Raw genomic sequence first — 22,087 nt, 5'->3', positions numbered from 1 at the left:
TACGGCCCGGGCACAGCAGGAGATGATATGAAAACCTTCTTTGGGGATGCCAATATCCCAGCATTCAAAATCATTGGCACCAATGAGGCGCTACAATCATTTGAGGAGGAGTGTCACCAGCTAGGCTTGCAGGTTTCAAAGGCCAATTCCTACTTCCGTGACGACTACGAGCACTGCCTTATGCCCTGCTATGCTTATGACAATAAGCAGCCGCGAAATATAAAGCTACAGACCCTTTCGGCTGATGTGTACGCCGCTAGTATCACGTATGACCTTGCCACTGACCACGACATAGCGCTATCAATGGTGGAGGTTATTCAGTTTGCCGCCGCAACCCCCGCCCCATGAAACGACCGCCCCACGGATTCACTGGATCCCCGGGTATCGGCCCGCCCGCCCACCCGATGCCGCAGCCGGCCCGGGTGGTGCTGGTGCCGGCGGTGGTGGCAGTGGGCTTGCCGCGGTCGGTGCCCACGCTAACGGTGTACGAGGACGGCCAGGTGCTGCCCAACGCCGAAGCGGGCAATCTGCTCAGCGCCCGCGGCGAATCCGTCTGCTTTCACGCCCCCGATCCCGTGCGCCCCGGCCGCCGCGCCCGCCTCTGGGAAGTAGCGGCCGGCGACTGCCACCGGCTCAGCGCCCGCGCCGACAAACCCGGCCAGGTCCGGTTGCGCGCCGCCGGCGAATGCCCCCCGCCCGGCCGCTACCTGTTCACGCCCACCGCTCATCCCGGCCGATTCGCGCTCGTTCCGGTGTAGGCGGGCGTGAACAGGTAGCGGCCGGGCAACTTTGGCACCCACCTCATAGCACAATGGCTTTCGGCCGGCGGTAGCTTCGGACAAGTACCGGACCTGACCCCCAGCCGAAAGCCATGCCGAGCCCCGCCGTATCCTTTCGCCCCACGCCACTGGCCGCCGGCACTGCCCCGACACCCGCCGCCGCCTACGCGCTGGAGCAGCGCCTGCTGCGCGCCTATACCAGCGCCCTCAAGCAACTAACCGAGCAGCAGTACCAGTCACTGGTGGCCACGCTCGTTGCCCCCGGTGGCGTGATGGCCCCGCGCCGCAAGCCCAGCAGGCCCGATAGCGTGAAACTGCGCGATGCCCGCGAGGAACGCATCTACGACGACGTGCCCGAGCTGATCCGCTGCTTCAGACCCGACGAGCAGCCCGCGCTGGCCCTGCTGCTACTGCCCATGGGGACTAACCCGCTCGATTTGGCCGGAGCTGTTAGCCTGGTGCTGACACAGGAGCGCCGGATGCTGCAACGCGAGGCGCCCAGCCAGACGCTGCACCGGCTCAGCGACGCCGCCCGGGCCGTAGGCGCCGTAACGCTCGACGACGCCGCCCATTGCCGGGCCGCCGGGCTGGGCCGCATCAGCAGCCAGAACTACGGCCGCCTGCACCCGGGCTATCTGTTTCGTTTGCCCGAGCCCAAGGTGGCCCAACCCAAGCCCACCCGCCGGACTGCGCCCCGCCGGGCTATCCTGCCGGTCTGGATGCGGCCGACGCAGTTGCGCCTGTTTGCTTAAAGCGGCTCTTTCGGGCGGTGGTGATTCATAAGATATTTGCAAGGCTATGGAAGATCAGACAGAAAGAGAGCTGACGGATAAGCGCAGCCGCTTTATTGATGAGTACCTGCTGGATTGCAACGCCACGCAGGCCGCAATACGCGCAGGCTATGCCTCTTCCGGAGCGCGTCAGGAGGGGAGTCGGCTGCTGGCAAATGCTGACATACGAACCGAGGTAGACCGGCGACTTTCCGAAGCGGGTATGCCTGCGCAAGAGGTGGTAAAGCACTTTGTAGACATTGCTAAGACCCGCCTTAACGACTTTCTGGTGGTACGGCAGGTGCAGGGCTACGAGCAAGAGGAGCAGTACCTGAGTGTGCTGGTTGACCGGAAAAGGGAGGAGGTGTCCTTTATTCAGGAGTTCGCTGAACAAGAGGACCTGCAACTGTTTAATGAATTCGGCCCTACTGACACTGGCAAACGCCTCAACAAAGCCAAAGAGCAGTTGCTGGAACTCGAGCTGGAGAAGATGCGCCACGGCCCCGATGCCGTGAAGCTGGTGCCTGGAAAGCCAGTTGTACACGAAGTGGCCGACTTGGATATAGTTGCCATTGCCCGCGCCAAGCAGCAGGGGCGAATCAAAACATACAAGATGGGCAAAGAGGGTGTGTCAGTTGAGATGTACGCCGCCGATGGGGCCCTTGAGAAGCTGGGCCGCTATCATGGCATTTTCGAGAAGGACAACCGTCAAACGGCGGGAACGGATGTAGAAATCGTAATCGGTGGTAGCGAGTAAGCAGAGACGGCGCCTTAAGATTACCATAGGCCCGAACGCCGTCAACACGCGGTTTCTGCCCTACCTCGATAGCCGCACCCGGTTTCTGCTGTTCTGGGGAGGCCGCGACAGCAGCAAGAGCGACTTCGTGGCATTCAAGCTGCTACTCGACTGTCTGCAGCTGCCGTACTTTAAATGCGTGATGGTGCGCCGCTACGCAAACACCGTCGCCGGCTCGCAGGTCGCCACGCTCGAAGCCGTAGCCAAGCGGGCCGGGATTCACCATCTGTTCAAGTGGGGCATCAGCCCGCTCGGTATTACGTGCCTGGATGGCAGCGGCAACAGCTTCGTACCGTTCGGTATGGACGACATGGGCAAGGCCAAAAGCCTGAAAGACCCCACCCACGCCTGGTACGAGGAGGCCAACCAGATGCAGCAGGCCGACTGCGACGTGCTCAGCACCTCGCTGCGTAGTAGCGTGCCCGGCACCTACCTGCAGGAAATCTACACCTTCAACCCCGACCACGAAGGCGACTATAAGAGCTTCTGGATCTGGCAGAAGTTCTTTGAAGGCACCGGGAACCCCGATGGCACCACATTTGCCGGCTCGCTCGCAGTCGATGTAGACGGGCAGCTCGTGCACCTGCCCTATCAGGTGATGCACTCGACGGCCAACGATAACCGCTGGTGCCCGATTGAGCGCAAGGCCACCTACAAAAGCTACGGCAACCTAGTGGCCGCGACCGGCGAAATGGTAGACGCCTACCGCTACCGTGTCTGGTGGCTGGGACTGTGGGCCGTCAAGCAAACGGGCAACGAGTGGCTGCCCCACTTCAACCGAGCCACCCATGTACGGCCCGTATCGTATCTGCCGGGCGTACCCATCTTCCAGAGCTGGGACGCCAACAGCCTGCCCTATTGCGCCATGTTCTGCGCCCAGACGCTCGACAACCGGGCTGCCGGCGGCAAGTTGCAGCTACGCGTATTCCGCGAGTACGCCATCCGCAGCCCCAATAGCGGGCTGTCCAGTACCGGCCGGCAGTTCCTGCTAGACCGCCGGACCAACGGCTGGGCGCGCTCCGATGTGTTTCTGACGGGCGACGCCTCGCTCAAGGCCCGCAAGACGGGCGAGGAGAACCAGACCAATTTCAAGGACGTGCTCGCGGCCCTGTCCGGCGGCAAGGACGCCGACGGGCAGGCATTGCCCGGGTGCCTGAACAGCAGTAGCGCCGACTTCTGGTTGCGCCGCAACCCGTCGGTGGCCACGCGCCGCGACTTCGTGAACCTGCTGCTGGCCGGCCACTTCCCCGATATTGAGCTGGTGATTGACTCCGAATGCACGGAACTGGTGGCCGATTGTGAGCTAACGCAGTTGGGCGTTGACGGCAAACTAAAAGAGCTGTACACTGACAAGGCGCTTAATGTCCGCTACCAGCTGCGGGGCCATTTTCTCGACATCCTAGAATATTTCCTAGTGACCGTTTTAGCCGCGCAATACGAAGCCTTTAAGGCCACCCGGGGCGCGTAGCTCCTTTCGGCCCCCGGCCCCGCGGCCGTGCTTTGGGGGGAAGCAGTAGCCCCACCCCGCCCATGACGCTCGATCAAGCCATAGCCCGTATTCGCCCGCTTATTGCCGGCCAGCTCACGCACCCGGACTACGTGCGCTGCCGGGAGCATGCCGAGCTATGCCGCCAACTGCAAAGCGGCAACGTGGCCGGGCTGCTGCGCCGCTTTCGCCTCAACGAGTCCGAGGAGCAGTACCTAGTGCGCCAGCAGCTCACAGTTTCCACCGTGCCCGCCGTTTGGCACGAGCTGCGCACGCCCTTCTACCAGGTGGCCCAGCTTTCAGGGGCCGACGTGGTGCGCCGCTTCGATTACCCTGACACGCTCACCGACGACGAGCGGGTGCGGCTGACGGCGCTGCTGACACAGGCCGTAGACCGCTACTATGCCGAAGAACCCATGGAGGAGTTCTTTGCCGAGCGGGTGGTCAAGGGTATCGCCATGACCGACCCCAACGCCTGGCTGCTCACCACGTTTGCCGACTTTGACTTCCGCACCGAGCGCGCCCGCCCGTACCCCGTGCTGCTCTATACCGAGGCCGTGGTAGACTTCACCCGGCAGGCCGGCCGCGTATCCTCCATGACGGCCCGGTTGCCCGTCAGCCGCCCCGAGGCCAGCCAGCCCGGGTTCCGGTACGCCTGCTACCTGGAAAACGAGCTGCTTGACTACTGGCCCGTTTTGCGCACGGCCGAAGGCTCCCCGCTGCCCACGCTGCCCGAAGGTGCGACCGTGGTCGATACGATCAATGATGCCGCCACGGACGAGCCCACCCACCAGGCCCGGGTGGTCCGCCACGGCGCGGGCCGGGTGCCCGCCGAACCGATTGGCTACGAGCCCGACGAAGAAACGGAGGGCCGCACGTTTGTCAGCCCCTTGAATCCGGCCATCTGTTTCCTGCTCAAGGAGCTGAACACGGGCTCGGAGCTGGATATTGTCATGAACCGGGTCACCCACCCGCACAAGACCCAGTACGTGCCGCCCTGCCCGGGCCTTCCCGCCGACGGGGGCTGCGTCAACGGCATGGCCCCGAACGGGCCCAAAACGTGCGGCATCTGCCATGGAACCGGCATCAGCCCCATCAGCACGTCGGCGCTCGAAGTAAACACGTTCCCGCTGCCCAAAGACCCGCAGGACCTGAAGTTCAAGCTCTCGGACATGGTGCACTTCAGCGCCCCGCCGGTGGAGATTCCCCGGTTTCAGGTCGAGTACCAGCAGCAGCTCGTGCGGCGGGCGCAGCGCACGCTCTTCAACACCGAAACGCTCACCCAGACCACTACGGCCCGCACCGCCACCGAGCGGCTGGCCGATAATGCCCAGAAGAACACGGCTCTGTTTCCCATGGCCCGCGCCATCAGCCGCTGGTATGTGCACCACGCCCTGGTATGCGCGGCGGCCGTCGATGCGTTCCGGCCGGGCCTACGCATCGCCTATGAGCAACCCAAAACGCTGATACCGCCGGCGCTCGAAGACCTGGAGGCCGCGTTTGCCGATGCCGTAAAGGCCGGGCTGCCCGCCATGTACCTGGAAGACAAGTACAAGGACCTGGTGCGCCGCCGCTATGCCGACGACCCGCAGGCCCGCCAGCGCATGGAAGTGCGCATGCGCTTCGTGCCGTTTCTGGGCATGAGTGAGGACTTCGTGCTCAAGCTGGCCGGCTCGGGTTACATCACGGCCGAACAGCGCGTACTGCGCACCCATCAGGACAGCATCTTCTACGCCGTCGAACTCAAGGCCCCCAACTTCTACCAGTTGGCCCCGGCCGCGCAGCAGGCGCTCGTTGATACGGAAGTAGCCGCCCTGGTGGGCCAGCTGGTCACGTCCGCCCCGCCTGCCGGTGGTGGCAGTGGGGCCACGTTCCCGCGGGCCGTGCTGGCCGCGCCGGTGGTGATGCCAGAGCCGGTAGCGGCCGAGCCGGTAGCCGTTTAGCGCCATGCCTGACACCCCACAAGACCTTGCCCGCCGCCGGCTGGCCGCCATCGAAGCCCTGCAGGAGCAGATCCGCACGCTGGTCGGCCCCAACCTGGAGCGCGAGCTACTTGAAGGCCTGCTGAGTCGCTTGCAGCAGGTGATGAACGAGCCCGCCCTGCTGGCCAGCCTGCTCGATGAGTTTACCCAGGCCGTGCACTTGCCCGTGCTCAGCTTCGTGGGCCAGGCCCTGCTGGAGCTGCCCAGCCTCACGCTGGCCTACTTTGCCGGGCTGGGCGGGGCCACCGACTACGCCGCCCTCCGCGCCCCGCTACGCGACTACCTGCAAACCGTGTTTGGCCTCGATGCCGCGGGCACGCCCCTGCCCGGTGGGCTGCTTTACACCTACGCGGGCGACCAGCGCATCAAGCGGGCGCTGCTCAGCTACGGCTACCGGGCCCTTACCAGCGGCACGGGCCTTGTAGAATACCGGGCGGGGCTGACGCAGCTCATAACCGGCGGGGCTGATTCGGGCGGGCTCTACACGCGCCTGCACGAGCGGGCCTACGACCTGTTCAACGAGTCCGATCGGGTGCTGCAGGGCATGGTAGCCGAGCAAGCGGGCTTTACGGCGTTCCTCTATCTGGGTGGGCTGATAAAGACCAGCCGCCCGTTTTGCCGCGCCCGCAACGGCCGGGTGTGGCTACGCAATGAGATTGCCGCATGGAAGCGGCTGGAGTTCAGCGGCAAGCCCGACCCGTACGAGCCCATGGTGCAGCTAGGCGGGTACTCTTGCCGGCACGCGCTGAACGCGCTGCCGAATGACATCGCTATGCAGCTACGGCCGGAACTACGCGAGGGGCCGGACGGGCGTTTGACGCTTACGCCCGCATAACCCGCACCAGCCGCCCGCCCACGGCGACCACCAGCACGCCGCCCCCGAGCAGACACACGCTGTAGCCGCCCGCCCGCCGCAGGGCCGCCCCGTGCCGCTTGTGCCATAACCGGATATAGCGATACCACAGCGGGTGCTTCATAACCAATGCTTCATAGCGGCCCGCAAGATACGGCGGCTTTCGGCCGGTGCCACGGGGCGCGTGCTTTGTCAGGCTATCATTTCACATTTACTCCGCACCCCATGAGTGAGCCCATCAAGTTGCCCGGCATCTCGCGCCTGAGTGAGGCCGAGCTGCGCGACCAGTACAAGGCCGAGTTGGGCCACGACCCGGCCGCCGACCTCGACACCGTCGCCGCGCTCAAGCAGGCCATCTACACCCACCGCGGCGAGCCCGAAGCCACCCCGGCACCCGAAGCCCCGAGCGCCCCGGCTCCCGAGGTGGCCAAGCCGGCCGAAGCGCCCGCGCCCCAGGCCGAAGCCACCGCCGGCACCGTTCTGGCCGACCACCCCGAGCTGGGCCAGCGCGCGTTCAGCGCCGGTACGTGGGCGTTGCTGGGCGCTGACACTATGGGCTGGAAACAACACGTCCCCAAACCTAAAGACCTCTAACAATGGCGCAGCCCACCCACCGCATTCAACTGCCCGGCGCACCTGCCGAGGACGTGGATCAGACCACGATTGACATTCTGGCCGAGCGCCGCCTGATCGGGGCCTACACGGTCACCAAGCTCAAAACGCCCGACAAGCCCGCCGACCTGACCAAGGCCCCGGCAAGGGTCGCCGACGCCTCCAAGGCCGACGCCAATAAGCAGTAACAGTGCCCCGCCCGGCGGGTTGCCGGGCAACCACAACACTGTATATCCATCCCCATGGACGAACTAGAAAAAGCCACTGCGATACTATCCGCCGCGTTAGGTGTGGATGTCTCTGACGTTGCCGAAACGTTAAAATCGGACGAGGCGGTTGAAGCCGTTACCGCGCAGTTTGAGACGAAGTACAAGGAGCAACGCGACCACGGTAACAAGCAGGCCATCAACAAAAGCCGCCGCGACGTAGAGCGCGCCTTTAAAAATGCGGGTGTGGCAGACGCCTCCTTTGACAGCCTACCCGCTGCCATTGAAGCCCTGCAGTCGCAGGTAGAACCCGCCGAGGGCAAGGCGCTCACCGACGAGCAGGCGCTCAAGCTGCCGGCCGTTGTGCGCGCCCTGAACATGCTGAAAACTGAAACCGGCACGCTCGTAGAGCAGGCCCGGCAGCAGGAGCGCGAAGCCCTGCAGAACCAGATTCAGGAGTTCACCGCCAAGCAGGTGCATGCCAAGGTGCGCACCGAAGCCGAGCAGGTAGTTACCCAGTTGAACCCCAATTTCTCCGACGACCCGGCCCGCGCTGCCAAGCAACGGCTAAAGCTCATTGAGGATATCATTGCCCAAGGCGGATATCAGCTCGATGAGGCGGGTGGTGTTCAATTGGTAGACAAGGACGGCAACCTGTTGCCCGGCAAAATGGGCAACCCGCTCAAGTTCGCAGACCGTGTGCGCGAGTACGCCGATGAGTTCTACGGGCTGCCCACCAGCACGCCCCGGGATTCGGCCGCTATCCGCCAGTCCGACGTGAGCCGCCACGCGGCCCCGCCGGTACTGGAGCACTACAAAGGCGAGCTGCCCAAGACCGAGGCCGATTACCTCAAGCTGGCCAACGACACGACCCTGTCTTACGACGCCCGCAAGGAACTCAAGCAGCAGTGGGAGGCTGGCCAGTAAGTCCCTCAACCCTCTTAGCCCCCAACCCCCATGGCTGACATCTCAGCGCTTTACCTGACCAACGTCAAGCAGGCCGCCGAAGCGCTTTACCGCGAAAACTTCCTGGCCCTCGCTATCGACCCGGCCCACGTCATCACGGCCAACGCGGTGCTTGCCAACCAGCGCACCGGCAACATTCAGCAGCTGCTGCAAGCTTCGTCCACCGATTCGGTAGACGTAGTATGGGGCACGTCCGACGGCATGGCCGTGGTCGATTGCACCACCGATTGCGAGCTGACCGGCCCCAAGGGCACGGGCGAAACCATCACCATCACGGCACCGATCTGCAAGGAGATTGCCTTCTCCATCTCGGAAGAGGATGCCCGCCGTTCCGGCCGCACGGTCGAGCAGCAGACCGCTTTCATGCTGGCCCAGGCCGCCGTGAAGATGGATACGATGGTCAACACTCAGACGCTCGTGCGCCTCAAGGCCCTGCAGGATTCCTACAAGGCCGGCACGCTGTCCGGGCCGTTTGCCGCCGGCGTAGGCGGCGTCATCAACGTAACCACCGCCGACTACAACCGCAAGCTCATGGCCAACATGATGCGGCTCGCGCGCCTGAACCTGATGGGCTCGCCCTACCTGATTGACAGCGGCGCACTGTACGTTGATTACATGGACGCCCGTTTCGACGGGGCCAACGCCGAAGGCCGGGGCGACGCCGCCCGCGTGGCCGCCCTGATGGAGTACTTCGATCTGGAGGGCTTCGTGGATGCCGCCATTACGGAGGACACATTCATCATCAAGCCCGGCAGCGTCGGTCTGTTTCACAAGCACTTCAACCCCGACACGCCCCGCGAAATCAACGGGGAGGTGGGCCAGGTGCGCAGCACGTTCGCCAGCCCCGCCATTACGGGCATGGTGTACGACCTGTTCAGCACCGAGAAGTGCGTAGCCATTGGCGCAACCACCCGCACCGAGATTGTGCAGGTGCATAAGCTCAAGAGCTACATCGGCATCCAGAAAGCCGCCGGCGTAGGCGCGGCCCGCCCCGGCATTCTTTTAGTCAACCAGGTGGCCTAACCCGCCCGGTAGTAGCCGCAACAACAGCCTCAGAAGCCCCCGCGCCATCCGGTTCGGGGGCTTCTTTGCGTCGGCTCCTTTCGGGCAATCCTTTCGGCCGGTGGGCCCGCGGCCGTGCTTTGAGTACTGCCTTACGACTATAACGAGCCCGCCGCCATGCCCACCAACCTCGACTGCCTGACTGACCTGCTCGGCATTACCGCCGCCGATTCCGCCTGTTTCCCGCTGCCGGCAGACGCGGCCATTGCGGCCCGGCTGACCGCCAGCGCCACCGGGGTCTATGCCGACCAGACGCCTGGCCTGAGCCTACGCAACGCGCCCAACGCCCAGTCGGCGCAGGACGTGTACCAGCGGCTCGAATCGGCCCGCAGTCAAGCCCTGCAGGACGTGGCCCACCGGCTCGGCGCGCGGTCCGGTAACTACCGGGCCCGTTTCGCCGGGTCCGGCCTGCTCGGCGGGCTCGGCAACGGCCAGTACGAAGCCGCCACGGCCACGGCCACCTTCCAGACTATTGCCCGGCCCGGTGGCGCGCTGCGCATCGACTCGCTCACGCTCTACACCGACCAGCCCGCAACGGACGTGGCGCTGCTACTTGACGGCCAGCCCGTGGGCACGCTGCCGCTGACCGGCCAGGCCTACACGCCCGCCCAGCCGCTGCTTATTCCGCTCGACGGCCAGGCGCACACACTGACGGCCAGCTTGCCCGAGGGCGTGCGCGTGCGGGTGAACGTGCTCACCTGCGGGTGCGCCAACCCCTTCGTCGGGGCCATGCGCCTGAGCCTGACGGACGTCAAGGCCCGCGCCGGCGGCTTCGGGCTCGACGTGACGGAAGTATGCACGGCCGGCACCCCACTCTGCTACGCGCTGGCCCTGCCCGGCGAAGACGGCGAGGAGTTACGCCGTTCCGCTGCCCTGGCCCTGCAACGGCTGACGGCCGCCTACTTCGTGGCCTCACTCATTCCCGACAGCCAGTACAACCGCTACACCATGCTGGAGCCCAAGCAGCTCAACGAATTGGGCCAGCAGTTCACCGAGTACGCCGAAACCCACCTGCTCTGGCTGCTGGGCCCCGACGGGCTGGAGCGCGCCGCCCACCCGTGCTACGTCTGCCAGCCGGCCGCGTGGCACCCCACCGTGCAGCACGTCAGGTAATGGAGACGCTGGCCGCCCGCATCGCCCGCAAGAAACAGGAGCTGCAAGCCGCCGCGCCCCGCATTGCGCTGGCCATGGCCACGGCGGGCCTTTCGCTGGTGCGTCTGCGCATTGAGCGCGACGGACTGCCGGGCAAGTCCTATTCCACCCTGACGGTGCCCACGTTCCTGTTCTACAACCGCACGCTCAACGCCGGGGGCCGGGCCTACATCAAGCAAAACAAGCGCGGCACCTGGGGTGCCCTGCGTGGGGCCCAAGGCCTGCCATCCGACCGGGTGACGCTCGGCTACACCAACCGCATGTGGAACAGCCTGACGGCCACCGGATCGGGTGCCACCGGCACCGTCTTTACGGCCCGCGTGGTCAGCACGGACCGGGAAGGCGCGGACCGGGTGCGCTACAACCGCGCCCGCTACGGCGACTTTTTGCAACCCAACGCCGCCGAAACCAAGCGCTTAGGCCTGTCGGCCGAGCGAGAGATAACCCGCATTCTGCAAAGCCCATGAACGATCTGCTGCACTACACCCGCATTGCCCGCGAGGGCGGCGACGAGCTAACGAATCGGCAGGGCGAAATAGTCCGCATTGCCTGCGCCCGCCGGTGGGCCGATTTGCGCGCTATTGAAGCGGTCGGCGTCCCTGAAGCAGTCTTTGGCGAGCCCATCGGCCAGCCGCTGACGTGGCTGCTGTTCAAGGGTGGCAGCGCCGTGTATTGCACCGACGATGGCCCGAGCCTGCAACGCCAGTGGGCCGCCTACCTGAGCGCCGCCAGCCTGACCAATATCAAACTACTAGCGCAGTAACCCATGAACGAAGCCCTGGCCGCCCTGTATGCCCGCCGCCTCACCCAGCCCACCCAGGGCGAGCCGCTGCCGTTTCTTGACCGCGTGGTAGGCCTTACCCGCACCTATCAGACCCGCGTGCCCAACGGGCCCGACGGCGAAACCCGGGCCGTGTTCTTTCCCGTGCCCGTCGCCTTCACGGCGGCCGAATGCGAGGCCGACCCCCGCTACCTAGTGCCCGACCAGCACAGTGCCTCGATTCTCTGGTTTGAGGACGGCGGCACCGTGCCGGTGCTCGAAGCGGCCAACGTGCAGGGCTGGATCAGCACGCTTCGGCTCAAGCTCTGGCTGAACCCTGAGCGGCTGCAGGGCGCGCTCGACATGCCCGCCATCCTCAATGCCCTGGATCGGGCCATGCAGCTGCGCTACCAGAGCCACGCGCCGCCCTTCACGAATCTGCGCGCCACCTACGCGCAGCTGCCCGGTGGGCCGGAAGTGGTGAGCGCCTACTCCTACGAAACCCCGATGGTCTACCCGCCTTACGCGCTGCTGCACCTGGAAATCAAAACCCGGTTTCTGCTGGCCGCCTCCTGCTACAACGCCCCGCTGCCCACCCTAAAGCCCCTGGACGCATGCTTGACTTACTAGCTTTTGCCCTTTCGTGCGCCCTCGTATCGGTGGCGTGGTGCGTGATTCTGGTCGATTCCGGCATGCTACTGGAGCCGGTGCAACGCTGGTCCCGGGGGTGGTACACCGCCCGCCGCCCGGGCGTTATTTCAACCAGCGCCACCTCATCGGCCTTTCGCTCAGAGTTTAAAGTCGCCTACCTCGATGACCAATGGTGGTTTAAGCCGATCTGGGGCTGCTACCGCTGCAACAGCGTCTGGTGGGCCCTGCTAGGCTATCCGCTGGCTTTCGGCGCGGCCTACTCGCTCTGGGCTCATTTGGTCGCCGTGTGCGCCACGCTCTTTCTTTCCTGCCTGGTTGAAAAAGCTTACCGCTGGTCTCAATCTTGACGAGCAAAGCTTGCGCAAAACTCGCTAACAAAAAATACAAATCATGTCAGAAATTCTAAGTCAGCAGCAGGCAGCGGACGGCATTATCTACCCGCACCCGGATGCCGACCGCTTCACGGTGGGCGGCATTGCCTACGTGGCCACGCAGGAGCTGACCGTTGCCCGGCAGCGCATCCTGCAGCGTTTCAGCGTTGAGCTGGCCGCCGATACGAGTATCAGCGCCATTATTGATCTGGTCAACAGCAGCTGGGACCATTCCAATGCGGGCCGGATTGCTGACGGTATTCACGGCATTGGCAAGCTACGCGACGCGCTCGACATGATCGGCACCAACCGGCTGCGCGACGTGGAGATATGCGCCCTGTTTTTCAACGCGCCCGGCGAAGACCCGGGCCTTTACGAGCATAGCGCCCAGCAGGCCAAGGTTGCGGCATGGGGAGGGGTGGCCGCCGGTTTTTTTACCCGGCGCGCCTTCGCCTTGTTGACCGCGCCCTCGACTGCCTACCCGCCAGCGCCCGGGCCGCCGCCGCCGGCCGGCACGCCCCCACCGGCCCCGACGCCCACGCCCGCAGGCCCCTAGCCGAGCGGCTGGCCAAGCTCGATGCCTACTGGTTCGATCTGTTCTACCAGGCCGGCGAGGGCCGTCCCGAAGCCTACCAAGCCTTTAGCCGCATGCTGAGCAGCGACTTCTTTCTTTTCCTTGACGCGCTCAAACGCAACGTAAAAACCACCTGACGCCATGCCGGAAGAAGTAGGAGCCGTTTACCAGGTCGATATAAGCCAGGCCTTCGCCGCCCTCGACAAGCTGGCCGCCCAGGATGCGCAGCTACGCGCCGCCGTGCTCCAGACGGGGCAAGCGCAGCAGCGCAGTTTCACCGAAGCCGCCCAGGCGGCGCTGGCCTACCAGGCCCGCGTAAGCGCCGCCGCCGCCGAAGTGCGCAACTCGGTGGCCGTGCATGCCGAGCTACGGCGCGAAATCGGCAAAACGGCCGCCGAAGAAAAGGAGCTGGAGCGCGCCTTTCGTGCCGCCGGCGGGGCCGCCACCGCCAACGGGGCCCGTATATCGGCCGAGCTGAGCGCCAACCGCAACAAGCAAAAGGAGCTACGGGTTGAAATTGAGCTGACCCGGCAGGCCATCGACGCTGAGCGCGCCGCCGTGCTCAAAGTCAAGGAGGCCCAGCAGCAGCAGGTGGGCCAGCAGAAGCTGGCCACGGCCGCCGCCCGGGATTCAGCCCGGGCCCAGCAGCAGGTGGCGGCGTCCGCCAAGGAGGCCGCCACCGGATCGGGGAGCCTGCTTGATGGGTTGATAGGCAAAGGCATTACGGCCGCTGCCGGATTGTTTGGCATCAGTAAGCTGTTCGGGGCCATCAAGCAGGGTATTACGGACTTTTCCCAGCTTGATTCCGTCGAAAAGACCTTTAAAGCCCTGACGGGGTCAGCCTCCGCCGGAGCGCAGGAGGTAGCCTTTCTGCGGGCTGAATCCAACCGGCTAGGCCTGGACCTGGTGCCCACGGCCCGCGCTTACACCGGCCTGTTTGCTGCGGCCAAGGAAGCAAATATTCCGATTGCCACCACACGCGACCTTTTTAGCAGCCTGACCACGGCCGGCCGGGTGCTGGGCAAGAGCCAGGCCGAGGTAGAATCAGCCCTGCGCGCTGTTGAGCAGATGATGAGCAAGGGCACCGTGCAAAGCCAGGAGCTAAAGTTGCAGCTCGGCAACGCACTACCCGGCGCGTTTTCGCTCGCTGCCAAGGCCGCGGGCGTCACCACCAAGGAGCTGGGCAAAATGCTGGAGCGTGGCCAGATTGTGGCCAGCGAGTTTCTGCCCAAGTTCGCCGCCGAACTTAAGCGCGCCTATGGGGGAGGTTCAGCCGATGCCGCCGCCGCAACGGCCGCCAACATGGGCCGCATTGAAACAGCCTATAAGAGCGCATCGGCCAAGATCGGGGCGTTCTTTGCCCCCACGGTGGCGCTCATTGCCCAGTTTGTATCGGCACAGGAAACGGCCGCCCAAAAGTCCGAGCGACTCGTGGGGGAGTACCAGAAGCAGGGCAGCGCCCTCAAGGAGCTGCAAACCACGGTTACGCCGCTGCTAAGCCGCTACGAGCAGCTCAGCAGCCAAACCACGCGCAACGCGGGCGAGCAGCAGGAGCTCAAACGGGTTATCGAGGAATTGGGGCTGGCCGTGCCGAGCGCCGTAACCGAGTTCGATGCTTACGGCAAGGCGCTGGGTGTAAATGGCAAGGCCGTGCGCCAGTTTATTGAGGATCAGCAGAACCTGACCCGCTACAACAACCGCACCCGCATCGAGGAGAACGGCCAGGCCCTGCGCCAACTGCTGCAGGAGCAGGAGGACTACCAGCGCAAGGTGGCGCTGCTTAACACGACGGAGCGCGAAACCGGCCGCCGGGTGCTGCCCAAGGGCGCGACCCGCGGCGGTCAGATCCTATACTACACGCCCGAGGAAACCAGCCAGATTATTGCCGATGCCGGCGTGCAGCTTAACCGCATTTCCGACGACATCCGGGCTAACCTGCAAAACCGGCAGATTCTGCGCGGCAAGTCCCCGCTGCTGCCCACGGGCGATGACGCGGCGAATGACGCGGCGGCGCAGGGCCTGATTGACAAGCAAAAGAAGCTTATTGACAGCCTGCAGGAGCGGCAAAGCAAGGCCGCCAAGGAAAACAAAAACAACGGGGCCGACTTCCTTTTTGGCGCGGACGGCCTCAACAAGCAGCTCGAAGTGGCGCAGGCCGAACTAGACCGGCTGCTGGGCAAGGTTGATAAAGACCGTAAGGAGCGGCAAAAGAAGGGGCCCGACTACCTCAAGCAACTGCTGGCCGAGGAGGAGCGCCTGCGCAAGGAAGCCGGCAAACAGGAGCTGGCCCTGATTAAGGACAGCGGCGAAGCCCGGGCCGCCGAACAGTTCCGGCAGGCGCTCGAAGAAATCAAGCGCACCGAGGAAAAGCTTAAGAAGCTCGAACGGCTGGCCGGCCGTGATGGGAAGATAGACGGCGTGCAGGCCCAGGAGCTGGCCACGCTCCGGGCGCAGGCCAGCCAGGCGTACTTTGAGGAGTTGGAGCGCATTGCCCTGGCCTACAACGATCGGCTGTTTGCGCTGCGGGCCGATTCGGACGAAAAGGAGCTGACGGCCATTGAGCGCAAGTACGACCGCGAGGCCCGCGCAGCCCGGGGTCAGACGGCGCTGCTACTCGATATTGAGGATGCCCGCCAGCGTGAGCTGATAGCCGCCCGCCAGCGGCAGGGCCAGCAGCAGATTGAGCGCCGCGCCGAACTGCAGACCAGCGCCGCGCTGCGCGTGGGCGAGTCGTTTGGGCAGGGCACCGGCCGCAGTGTTATCGAGGCCAAGCGCGCCGAAAAGGAGGCCCTGCTGCGCATTGACCTGGAAAAGAACGAGGCCCTGCTCAACAATTCGCTGCTGCTGGCCGGCGACCAGGCCGAAGTGGTGCGCGCCGCGCTGGCCGCCCAGATTGCCGAACTCAAGAACGGCATCCGGCAGGTAGAAGCCGAAAAAGGCCGGATGGATCCGCAGGGCGCGGTGTACCGGCTTATCCTGGGCGAGAACGACAGCGACGAGAACCGCGCCCAGCTCGATCAGGCCGTGGGCAGTAGCCTGGGCGCGCTTTCGGAGCTGATAGCGGCCGATGCCGCGGCCCAGCAGGCCAAGATTGACGCCCGTAGCCGCACGATTGACGAGCTGAACACGCGCCTGAGTCAGGAAATCCAGCTCAACAAGGAAGGTAGCGCCTCCAACATCGGCAACCTGAAAGAGCAGATTGCCCAGGAGAAGGCCGCCCGCCGCGAAGCCGTAGCCGAGCGCAAAAAGGCCGCTAAGGAGCAAATCATCATTGACACGCTGCTGCAGTCCTCTAATGTCATTACCGCCGCCTCCCAGGCCCTGAGCGCGTTCCCGGTTCCCTTTGTGGGCCCCGCGCTCGGCATTGCCGCGGCCAGCCTGATTGTGGGCGCGTTCGTCGCCAGCAAGGTCAAGGCCTTCCAGGCAGTCAACAAGCAGTCGGAAGGCTTCTTTAAAGGCGGCTACACGGGCGACGGCGACATGCACGGCCAGAGCCAGGCCGTCGGGCCGCGGCCCTACGTGTACCATAACCGCGAGTTTGTGATGAACAACGAGCTGACCCGCGACTACCGGCAGCCCCTGCTGGAGCCGTTGCACCGCGGCCGGCCCCAGGACATTGACTGGAGCAGCCCGCAGATGCGCCGGCTGCTGCCGGACTTTGATTTACCTAACCGGCTACGCGAGGGCCGCGCCGCCGTTATCGAGCACCGCCATCAGGTTGCCTACCAGCCCCTGCAGGCCGGGCTCGATAGCATGCGGGCCGAGCTGGCCGAGATGAAGGGCCACACGGCCCGGCTCCCTACCAAACAGTTCGTTAACAACCCCGACGGCTCGCTGCTGGAAATCGACCTGCTGACCGGCAACCAGACCACGTACCGCAAATTATAATGCCCTGTTGATGCGCGGGTGTCGTATTTTACCGGGCCAATAGCGGGCTGGCACGCAATGGAGAACCGGCCGCACAATTGCGCGGCCGGTTTCGTATTGTTGGTGAACTATTTGCTTTACCGACCGCATGAAAAAGCTACTACTACTCGCTGTCTTATCCGCCGCATTGATAAGCTCACCTCTGACCGGATTGGGCCAGGCCGCCATTAAAGGCACCGTCGTATACGAGGGTGCCGCCGACACCGGAGCCAAGGTCTTTGCCCTGCCCCGCGCTAAAGCCGACAGCCTAGGACTATCGCTTCAGTCTTACGCAAATTATAAAACCGCCTACAGCGCCTTCCATGTTGGCGGGCTGCTAAGCAAAGCCGAGAGGAGGCTAACGCCAGCCGACAGGCAGACAAAGCAGCTGCTTAAAGATGCCGAACGCGCGCTCTCCCAGCCTAAAATGCTGATTGAACTCGGCGTTGTGAGGTGCCCGCGCACTGTTGCCGACGGGGCCGGCAACTACGTATTGCCCCTCCCTTCCGGCGAATACGTGCTGATTACCACATCTGCCCACCTTAAAGCCGCCAGCGTGATAGAAATTGGCGGCCTGATGGATTTTCAGCTAATCAATGTAGCCGACGCGCCCACGCAAGTAGTCGTCAGCTTCTAGCCCATCCTTTCGGCCCCCGAGCCTCGGCGCGTCCTTTGAGCCGTGCCTTACGCCAACCAAGACCCCGCCCGGCTTCGCTTTACCCTGCTCATTAACGGGCAGGGTTTTGTCGTCTATCCCACCGTCGGCGGCAGTCTTAAAATAACCCGGCAGGCCGCCGATGACGCTTTTTACCTGCGTGATATACTCAGCGGGGCCCTCCTGCTGGGTGGCGCTGACGACCCCGAAACGTGGCGCATCCTCTACGGGCTCGACAACAGCGCCGACCGCTGCACGCCCCTGTTTCTGCTGCTCGACACCCGCGCCTACCCCGGGGCCGAATGGAAACAGCGGTGGCGCGGTACCTTCACGCTCAACGAGTGCAGCTTCAACCGCTCGCTCTGCCAGGTCGAAGTAACGCCCGTCGCCGATGATGGGTATCGGGACGTGCTCGAAAATCAGGAGAAAGAGTTCAATATACTATCCTACAGCACGAGCGCTAACCGCCGCGCCGTTCGGGCCCAGTTGGCCACGCTGGCCGCCGACACCATTATTGAGTTCCGCCGCATCGACAGCAACGAGCTAGGCGACTTTGCGGGCGTAGAGGGCTGGACCACATTTCTGACGAACACGAGCTGGATTACGGGCGTCGGCCGCAGCCGCGACGTGCTCATTTTCCGCTACCGGCTCAACGACGATCTGATGGTGCCGGTGCCGGACAGCGGGGGCGAGTACGTGCCAGTTGACCGTAGCGCCCAGGGCTGGGAACCCTTGTTTGAAACGATTGATGCCACGGTAACCCCGCATACCATCGATTACGTGAAGGCCCCTGAAATCAGTGGCTTTCCGCGGGCCGGTTACAAAATCGGCACCTACCAGGACTGGTTCGGGCGCATTTACGGCGACCAGCTGCTGCTGCTGCCCTGTGGCCAGAGCCCGCCCGGCCCGGGGTACGTGCAGGTAACGAGCCCCGGGGCCAGCAACAGCGATGTATGCGGCGGCCCCTGCCTGAACGTGCGCCGCAGCGGCAACGACGTCAACTGCAAGTCCCTGTTTTGGCGCTTTGGCGAGTTTCGCTTCACCCGCGGCTTCCCGCTGCTTGATGCCGTGCGGGGCCTGCTTAAAGCTACCGTCGCTGGCACCAGCGCCGTGGCCATTGTGCCCCCGACCGCCGCCCAGCTATCCGACTTTTTCACAAACCCCGTAAACCCCGCCACCGGGGCCACCGGGGCCGCCAACGAGGTGCCGGGCCTGCTGCTGAGCGCCGCCTCGGACGTGAAACGCTACGGGGCCAGTGAGCCCGCTACCAAAGTACTTATCAGCCTCAAATCGATGCTCGATGATCTGGCCGCGCTCTACGATGTGGGCTGGTTCATTGACCCGGTAACGGGCTGGTTTCGCATCGAGCACCGCGCCTGGCGTGAGGCCGGGGCCGGAGCCACCGTACTGGACCTGACGACGGCCCCCGAAACCATTTTAAGCGAAGCCTACAGCTACCGCACCGACAAGCTGCCCCGCACCGAAGAGCTGACCATTGCCGCCGCCCTGACCCAGGACGCGGCCAAGGGCTACTTTTTCGACAAGGCCAGCATTGAGTACACCGGCCAGTGCGTCAACACCCGCGAGGGCCAGAACAAGCAGACCCGCTCTGCCTCGCGCCTGACCGGCGACGTGGCCGGCATGGTGCTCAGCGGCGAACGGCTGCCCGATAGCGCGTTGGTGCTGCTGGCCGCCGCGCCCGACGGGCTACTGCAGGACGGCAACCGCAAGGCCGCGGCCTCGGAACTACTCAAACGCTACCACCGCCGCGGCCGGGTGCGGCCCACGGGCACCGTAGCGGGGCAGCTGCTCGACTTTCAAAGCGTCAAGCCCGGCCGGCTGCAGGAGGGGCTCAGTGCCCGCCTCTGTTCGCTCGATCAGTTGGGGCCGGCCGCATCCATCACCACCAATCTAGGGCCCGGCGGGCAACTCGACAAGGCCGAGTGGGATCTGCTGACCGGCATCGTTTCGCTCTCCATTGCCCTGCCTTCGCCCGACTCGACCGAGCCCGGCCCCGTGCCGCCCCGCCGCGCCTTCAACGAGTCCTGGAATCTGTCCTTTGGTTAACCGCCACCCGGCTAATGCTCAACCTGCACGCTTTTGCTTTCGCCATCCGGCCCCTGGTGCCCGACCCCGTGCAGCGCGACGACGCGGCCGACGGCTTCGCGCTGGCCGCGCCCCGCGACCGGCTGCTGCCGTTCTGCCTGAGCCGCCCTGCTTCAGCCCGTCGCCTCGATTGCGCCTACCTGATCGATGCCGACACCGGGACCGTGGTGCTGACGCTCGACACCGCCCCCGGGCCACCCACGCCCTCGATGGGGCTTGCTTACCAGAAATACACCCAGGCCGGAACCGACTACTTTGTGTACTTCGGGGCTCTGATTCCCGACATGCCCGAGCTGGCCTGCGGCCGGGCGCTACGACTGGTAGTCGATGAGTGGCAGAGCGCCCGGTTTCGCCCCCAGGATATTACCGCCGCCCTCGATGTGAGCTGGTATCACCCGGGCCCGCTGGGTGACGCGGCCTACGGTACGGGGTTTCGGCAGCGCCTGCTGGTGCCCGGCGGGCTGCTGCGCTACAGCGAGCCGCTACGTGAACAGACCGTGAGCAAAAACCCGGCGACGGGCGAGAGTCGGACTGATTTTGTGGCCCTCACGCGGGCCGGCACCTTTACGACGGGGCCAGTGCCACAATTCGTGGTAGAGGCCCTGCAGGCCGCCGAGGCCCACGCGCAGTTTGCCCTGGACGGCGAGGCGCTCAAGCTTTCGGCCGTCAAAGCCACCGAGTTCGGAGCCGACGCCGGCCGCTGGACAGTGGCGCTGACGGTGCTTGACCGGCAGGTGCTGCTACGCGCCGGCTGTCCGACCCCGCCGCTTGAGCCCGTTGCGCCCGACCCCGGCTACAGCCCGGCCCGGTGGCGCTGCGGCGACGGCAGCGATACGGCCGCCGACTGGACCGACGTTGCGGGCCAGACGCGCTGTCAGCAGGATGCCGAAGCCGACTGGGCCGACACGGGCCAGACGCGCTGTCAGCAGGATGCCTAACCCATAATATCCCCCATACGCTCCCCACCGCAATGGCAAACACCGGCCGCCTAGAAAAGCTGCAACAGGACGAGAACCAGGCCAGCGCCACGTTCGGGCAAACCCGGTGGGTGGACGCGGGCTACAACACTACTGCCTGCCCGCTACCAGCTTCGTTTTCGTCTGCCCTTATTCAGGAGGACGTCCAGCGTACCAGCTGCCCGGACGGGCAGTTCGGCAGCCTTGTGCGCTTCACGATGCCCGCCGGGGCCTACACGAGTACTCAGAGCCAGCTCGACGCCAACAACCAGGCCCGCACGGCCTTCGATGCCGCCAAGCAGGACTACGCCAACGCCAACGGCACCTGCTCCAACAACCCTGGCGACACGACTACCTGGTTGCCGGTCTACCTGAGTAGCGGCTGCTTTGCCTGCCAGATGGTGAACCGCGACGATGCCAGTGACCGCCGGGCCGCCGACAGCAACGAAATAGGCCAGTATTACCGCCCCACCGCCGGGCAGGTTAGCTGCACGGCCTGCGCAGACCTCTAGGCCTTCAATCACTTCACCCCTTAAACCCCCAGCCACATGGCAAGCGTAGACGACCCCACCCAAACCCTGACTTGCGCCGCCCGCAAGACCCCGGACGTAACCAGCGAGTGTATTGCGCAGCTGGTGTACGGCCCGATCGGCAATCTGTACCTGACGATTGCCCCGTTCGCCGCCGTGCCCACGGCCGTCGAAGTCGCCCGCCGGCTGGCTATTGTAGCCCCGGACGACCCGGAGCGCATGACGCTGCTCATTGCTACGCTCAGCATTCCGGCCGGCGCTACGCAGTCCGACCGCTTTAATGGCATCGACTACGCCAAGCCCGGCGACCAGGCGTACGCCATCAAGACACTCGATCTGACCACCAAAAACCTCGACTTTGCCCGCTCTACCCAGCAATACCCCTGGGTGGGCCGCATCTACGGCGTAGGCCAGGGCGATTTGTGGTACGGTGGGCAGGACGGCATGCAGGGCAGCGTGCGCCTGAGCCACGTAGTGCCCGAGGACGAAACGGCCCCGCAGTCCCTCGAGGGCCCGCTCACGACCCGCAGCTTCTTCACGCCCAAGCGGCTGGCTTCGCCCATTCCGCTCGTCTACGGAGCCCGCTAAGTCGGTATTCTAAGACCGACACGAAGCCACACGGCCCGCTCTACCGCCTTTCGGCCGGTGGGGTGGGCCGTGTTCTTTGACCCATGCCCGCACCAAGCCAATTAACCCGATCCGAGCTGGCCGATCTGGTCAATTCCCTCATAACCGATCCGCTCAACCAGCAGGTCACCCCGGCCCGGGTGCGGGAGGTGCTTAATGCAATAACAGCGTCAGTCTACAGCCGCGCCGATGACCTGTTGCCCGCCGGCCGGATCCAGGGGCTTTCTCAACTGGTCCGCTCCTTCATTCCCGCCCCCTTCACCACCACCACCCCGGCCCTGCTGCTG

Annotated in this window: 26 protein-coding genes; 24 read left to right on the top strand and 2 right to left on the bottom strand. The window is 64.7% G+C overall.

What is annotated here, in order from left to right; genetic code table 11:
- The 7 genes from HW554_RS18620 to HW554_RS18590 all read left to right on the top strand — a co-directional run.
- The coding region (locus HW554_RS18620; RefSeq protein WP_218134782.1) for a hypothetical protein at positions 1-348 on the top strand (348 nt) is incomplete at its 5' end.
- Positions 345-758 carry a hypothetical protein gene (locus HW554_RS18615; protein ID WP_176910059.1) on the top strand — a complete coding sequence of 138 codons (414 nt, stop codon included), beginning with the start codon at positions 345-347 and terminating at the stop codon, positions 756-758. The genes HW554_RS18620 and HW554_RS18615, both read left to right, overlap by 4 nt.
- A gap of 113 nt (positions 759-871) precedes the next feature.
- Positions 872-1,531 carry a hypothetical protein gene (locus HW554_RS18610; protein ID WP_176910058.1) on the top strand — a complete coding sequence of 220 codons (660 nt, stop codon included), beginning with the start codon at positions 872-874 and terminating at the stop codon, positions 1,529-1,531.
- A 46-nt stretch (positions 1,532-1,577) separates the two neighbouring features.
- Positions 1,578-2,306: a terminase small subunit gene (locus tag HW554_RS18605; protein WP_176910057.1), complete on the top strand. Its 729-nt coding sequence runs from the start codon at positions 1,578-1,580 to the stop codon at positions 2,304-2,306.
- Complete coding sequence (locus tag HW554_RS18600) at positions 2,293-3,813, top strand: phage terminase large subunit (protein WP_176910056.1); 1,521 nt, start codon at positions 2,293-2,295, stop codon at positions 3,811-3,813. The genes HW554_RS18605 and HW554_RS18600 overlap by 14 nt, the downstream gene beginning before the upstream one ends.
- A 62-nt stretch (positions 3,814-3,875) precedes the next feature.
- Complete coding sequence (locus tag HW554_RS18595) at positions 3,876-5,774, top strand: hypothetical protein (protein ID WP_176910055.1); 1,899 nt, start codon at positions 3,876-3,878, stop codon at positions 5,772-5,774.
- Positions 5,775-5,778: 4 nt separating this feature from the next.
- A complete protein-coding gene (locus HW554_RS18590) occupies positions 5,779-6,648 on the top strand; it encodes a hypothetical protein (protein ID WP_176910053.1) in 870 nt (289 codons plus the stop codon).
- Here HW554_RS18590 and HW554_RS18585 read toward each other — a convergent pair.
- A complete protein-coding gene (locus HW554_RS18585; protein ID WP_176910051.1) occupies positions 6,635-6,790 on the bottom strand; it encodes a hypothetical protein in 156 nt (51 codons plus the stop codon). The two genes, HW554_RS18590 and HW554_RS18585, sit on opposite strands and share 14 nt — an antisense overlap.
- A gap of 101 nt (positions 6,791-6,891) precedes the next feature.
- On the opposite strand from HW554_RS18585, the gene HW554_RS18580 reads away from it, so the two are divergent.
- The 10 genes from HW554_RS18580 to HW554_RS18535 all read left to right on the top strand — a co-directional run bounded on the left by HW554_RS18580 (position 6,892) and on the right by HW554_RS18535 (position 13,002).
- Complete coding sequence (locus HW554_RS18580) at positions 6,892-7,260, top strand: hypothetical protein (RefSeq protein WP_176910050.1); 369 nt, start codon at positions 6,892-6,894, stop codon at positions 7,258-7,260.
- A 2-nt stretch (positions 7,261-7,262) separates the two neighbouring features.
- The gene (locus HW554_RS18575) at positions 7,263-7,466 is read left to right on the top strand and encodes a hypothetical protein (protein ID WP_176910049.1); all 204 of its coding nucleotides are present in this window, start codon (positions 7,263-7,265) and stop codon (positions 7,464-7,466) included.
- Between the two features lie 102 nt (positions 7,467-7,568).
- A complete protein-coding gene (locus tag HW554_RS18570) occupies positions 7,569-8,411 on the top strand; it encodes a hypothetical protein (RefSeq protein WP_176910048.1) in 843 nt (280 codons plus the stop codon).
- 30 nt (positions 8,412-8,441) lie between these two features.
- A complete protein-coding gene (locus HW554_RS18565; RefSeq protein WP_176910047.1) occupies positions 8,442-9,473 on the top strand; it encodes a hypothetical protein in 1,032 nt (343 codons plus the stop codon).
- Positions 9,474-9,629: 156 nt separating this feature from the next.
- Positions 9,630-10,625, top strand: coding sequence for a hypothetical protein (locus HW554_RS18560; RefSeq protein ID WP_176910046.1), 996 nt, complete (start codon positions 9,630-9,632; stop codon positions 10,623-10,625).
- Positions 10,595-11,131 carry a hypothetical protein gene (locus HW554_RS18555; protein WP_176910045.1) on the top strand — a complete coding sequence of 179 codons (537 nt, stop codon included), beginning with the start codon at positions 10,595-10,597 and terminating at the stop codon, positions 11,129-11,131. The genes HW554_RS18560 and HW554_RS18555 overlap by 31 nt, the downstream gene beginning before the upstream one ends.
- Positions 11,128-11,427, top strand: coding sequence for a hypothetical protein (locus tag HW554_RS18550; protein WP_176910044.1), 300 nt, complete (start codon positions 11,128-11,130; stop codon positions 11,425-11,427). The genes HW554_RS18555 and HW554_RS18550 overlap by 4 nt, the downstream gene beginning before the upstream one ends.
- A 3-nt stretch (positions 11,428-11,430) precedes the next feature.
- Positions 11,431-12,054, top strand: a complete 624-nt coding sequence (locus tag HW554_RS18545) for a hypothetical protein (RefSeq protein WP_176910043.1) — start codon at positions 11,431-11,433, stop codon at positions 12,052-12,054.
- Positions 12,039-12,422: a hypothetical protein gene (locus HW554_RS18540; protein ID WP_176910042.1), complete on the top strand. Its 384-nt coding sequence runs from the start codon at positions 12,039-12,041 to the stop codon at positions 12,420-12,422. Before HW554_RS18545 ends, HW554_RS18540 begins: the two co-directional genes overlap by 16 nt.
- A gap of 43 nt (positions 12,423-12,465) precedes the next feature.
- A complete protein-coding gene (locus HW554_RS18535; protein ID WP_176910041.1) occupies positions 12,466-13,002 on the top strand; it encodes a hypothetical protein in 537 nt (178 codons plus the stop codon).
- Here HW554_RS18535 and HW554_RS18530 read toward each other — a convergent pair.
- Positions 12,999-13,163, bottom strand: coding sequence for a hypothetical protein (locus HW554_RS18530; protein ID WP_176910040.1), 165 nt, complete (start codon positions 13,161-13,163; stop codon positions 12,999-13,001). The genes HW554_RS18535 and HW554_RS18530 overlap by 4 nt on opposite strands.
- Here HW554_RS18530 and HW554_RS18525 point away from each other — a divergent pair.
- The 7 genes from HW554_RS18525 to HW554_RS18495 form a co-directional block, all read left to right on the top strand.
- Positions 13,162-16,908, top strand: a complete 3,747-nt coding sequence (locus tag HW554_RS18525) for a tape measure protein (RefSeq protein ID WP_176910039.1) — start codon at positions 13,162-13,164, stop codon at positions 16,906-16,908. The genes HW554_RS18530 and HW554_RS18525 overlap by 2 nt on opposite strands.
- A gap of 127 nt (positions 16,909-17,035) precedes the next feature.
- Positions 17,036-17,563 (top strand): hypothetical protein, encoded by a 528-nt coding sequence (locus tag HW554_RS18520; protein WP_176910038.1) that lies wholly within the window; start codon positions 17,036-17,038, stop codon positions 17,561-17,563.
- 42 nt (positions 17,564-17,605) lie between these two features.
- Positions 17,606-19,648 carry a hypothetical protein gene (locus HW554_RS18515; RefSeq protein ID WP_176910037.1) on the top strand — a complete coding sequence of 681 codons (2,043 nt, stop codon included), beginning with the start codon at positions 17,606-17,608 and terminating at the stop codon, positions 19,646-19,648.
- A 14-nt stretch (positions 19,649-19,662) separates the two neighbouring features.
- The gene (locus HW554_RS18510) at positions 19,663-20,625 is read left to right on the top strand and encodes a hypothetical protein (RefSeq protein ID WP_176910036.1); all 963 of its coding nucleotides are present in this window, start codon (positions 19,663-19,665) and stop codon (positions 20,623-20,625) included.
- A 32-nt stretch (positions 20,626-20,657) separates the two neighbouring features.
- The gene (locus HW554_RS18505) at positions 20,658-21,155 is read left to right on the top strand and encodes a DUF5977 domain-containing protein (protein WP_176910035.1); all 498 of its coding nucleotides are present in this window, start codon (positions 20,658-20,660) and stop codon (positions 21,153-21,155) included.
- A 36-nt stretch (positions 21,156-21,191) separates the two neighbouring features.
- Positions 21,192-21,761 carry a hypothetical protein gene (locus HW554_RS18500; RefSeq protein ID WP_176910034.1) on the top strand — a complete coding sequence of 190 codons (570 nt, stop codon included), beginning with the start codon at positions 21,192-21,194 and terminating at the stop codon, positions 21,759-21,761.
- Between the two features lie 83 nt (positions 21,762-21,844).
- The coding region (locus HW554_RS18495) for a hypothetical protein (RefSeq protein ID WP_176910033.1) at positions 21,845-22,087 on the top strand (243 nt) is incomplete at its 3' end.

Origin of the sequence: Hymenobacter lapidiphilus (assembly GCF_013377885.1) — a bacterium.
GTDB classification, from domain to species: Bacteria; Bacteroidota; Bacteroidia; order Cytophagales; family Hymenobacteraceae; genus Hymenobacter; species Hymenobacter lapidiphilus.
Note: the sequence above shows the minus strand (reverse complement) of the source record. Positions and strands in the feature narration are given on the sequence as shown.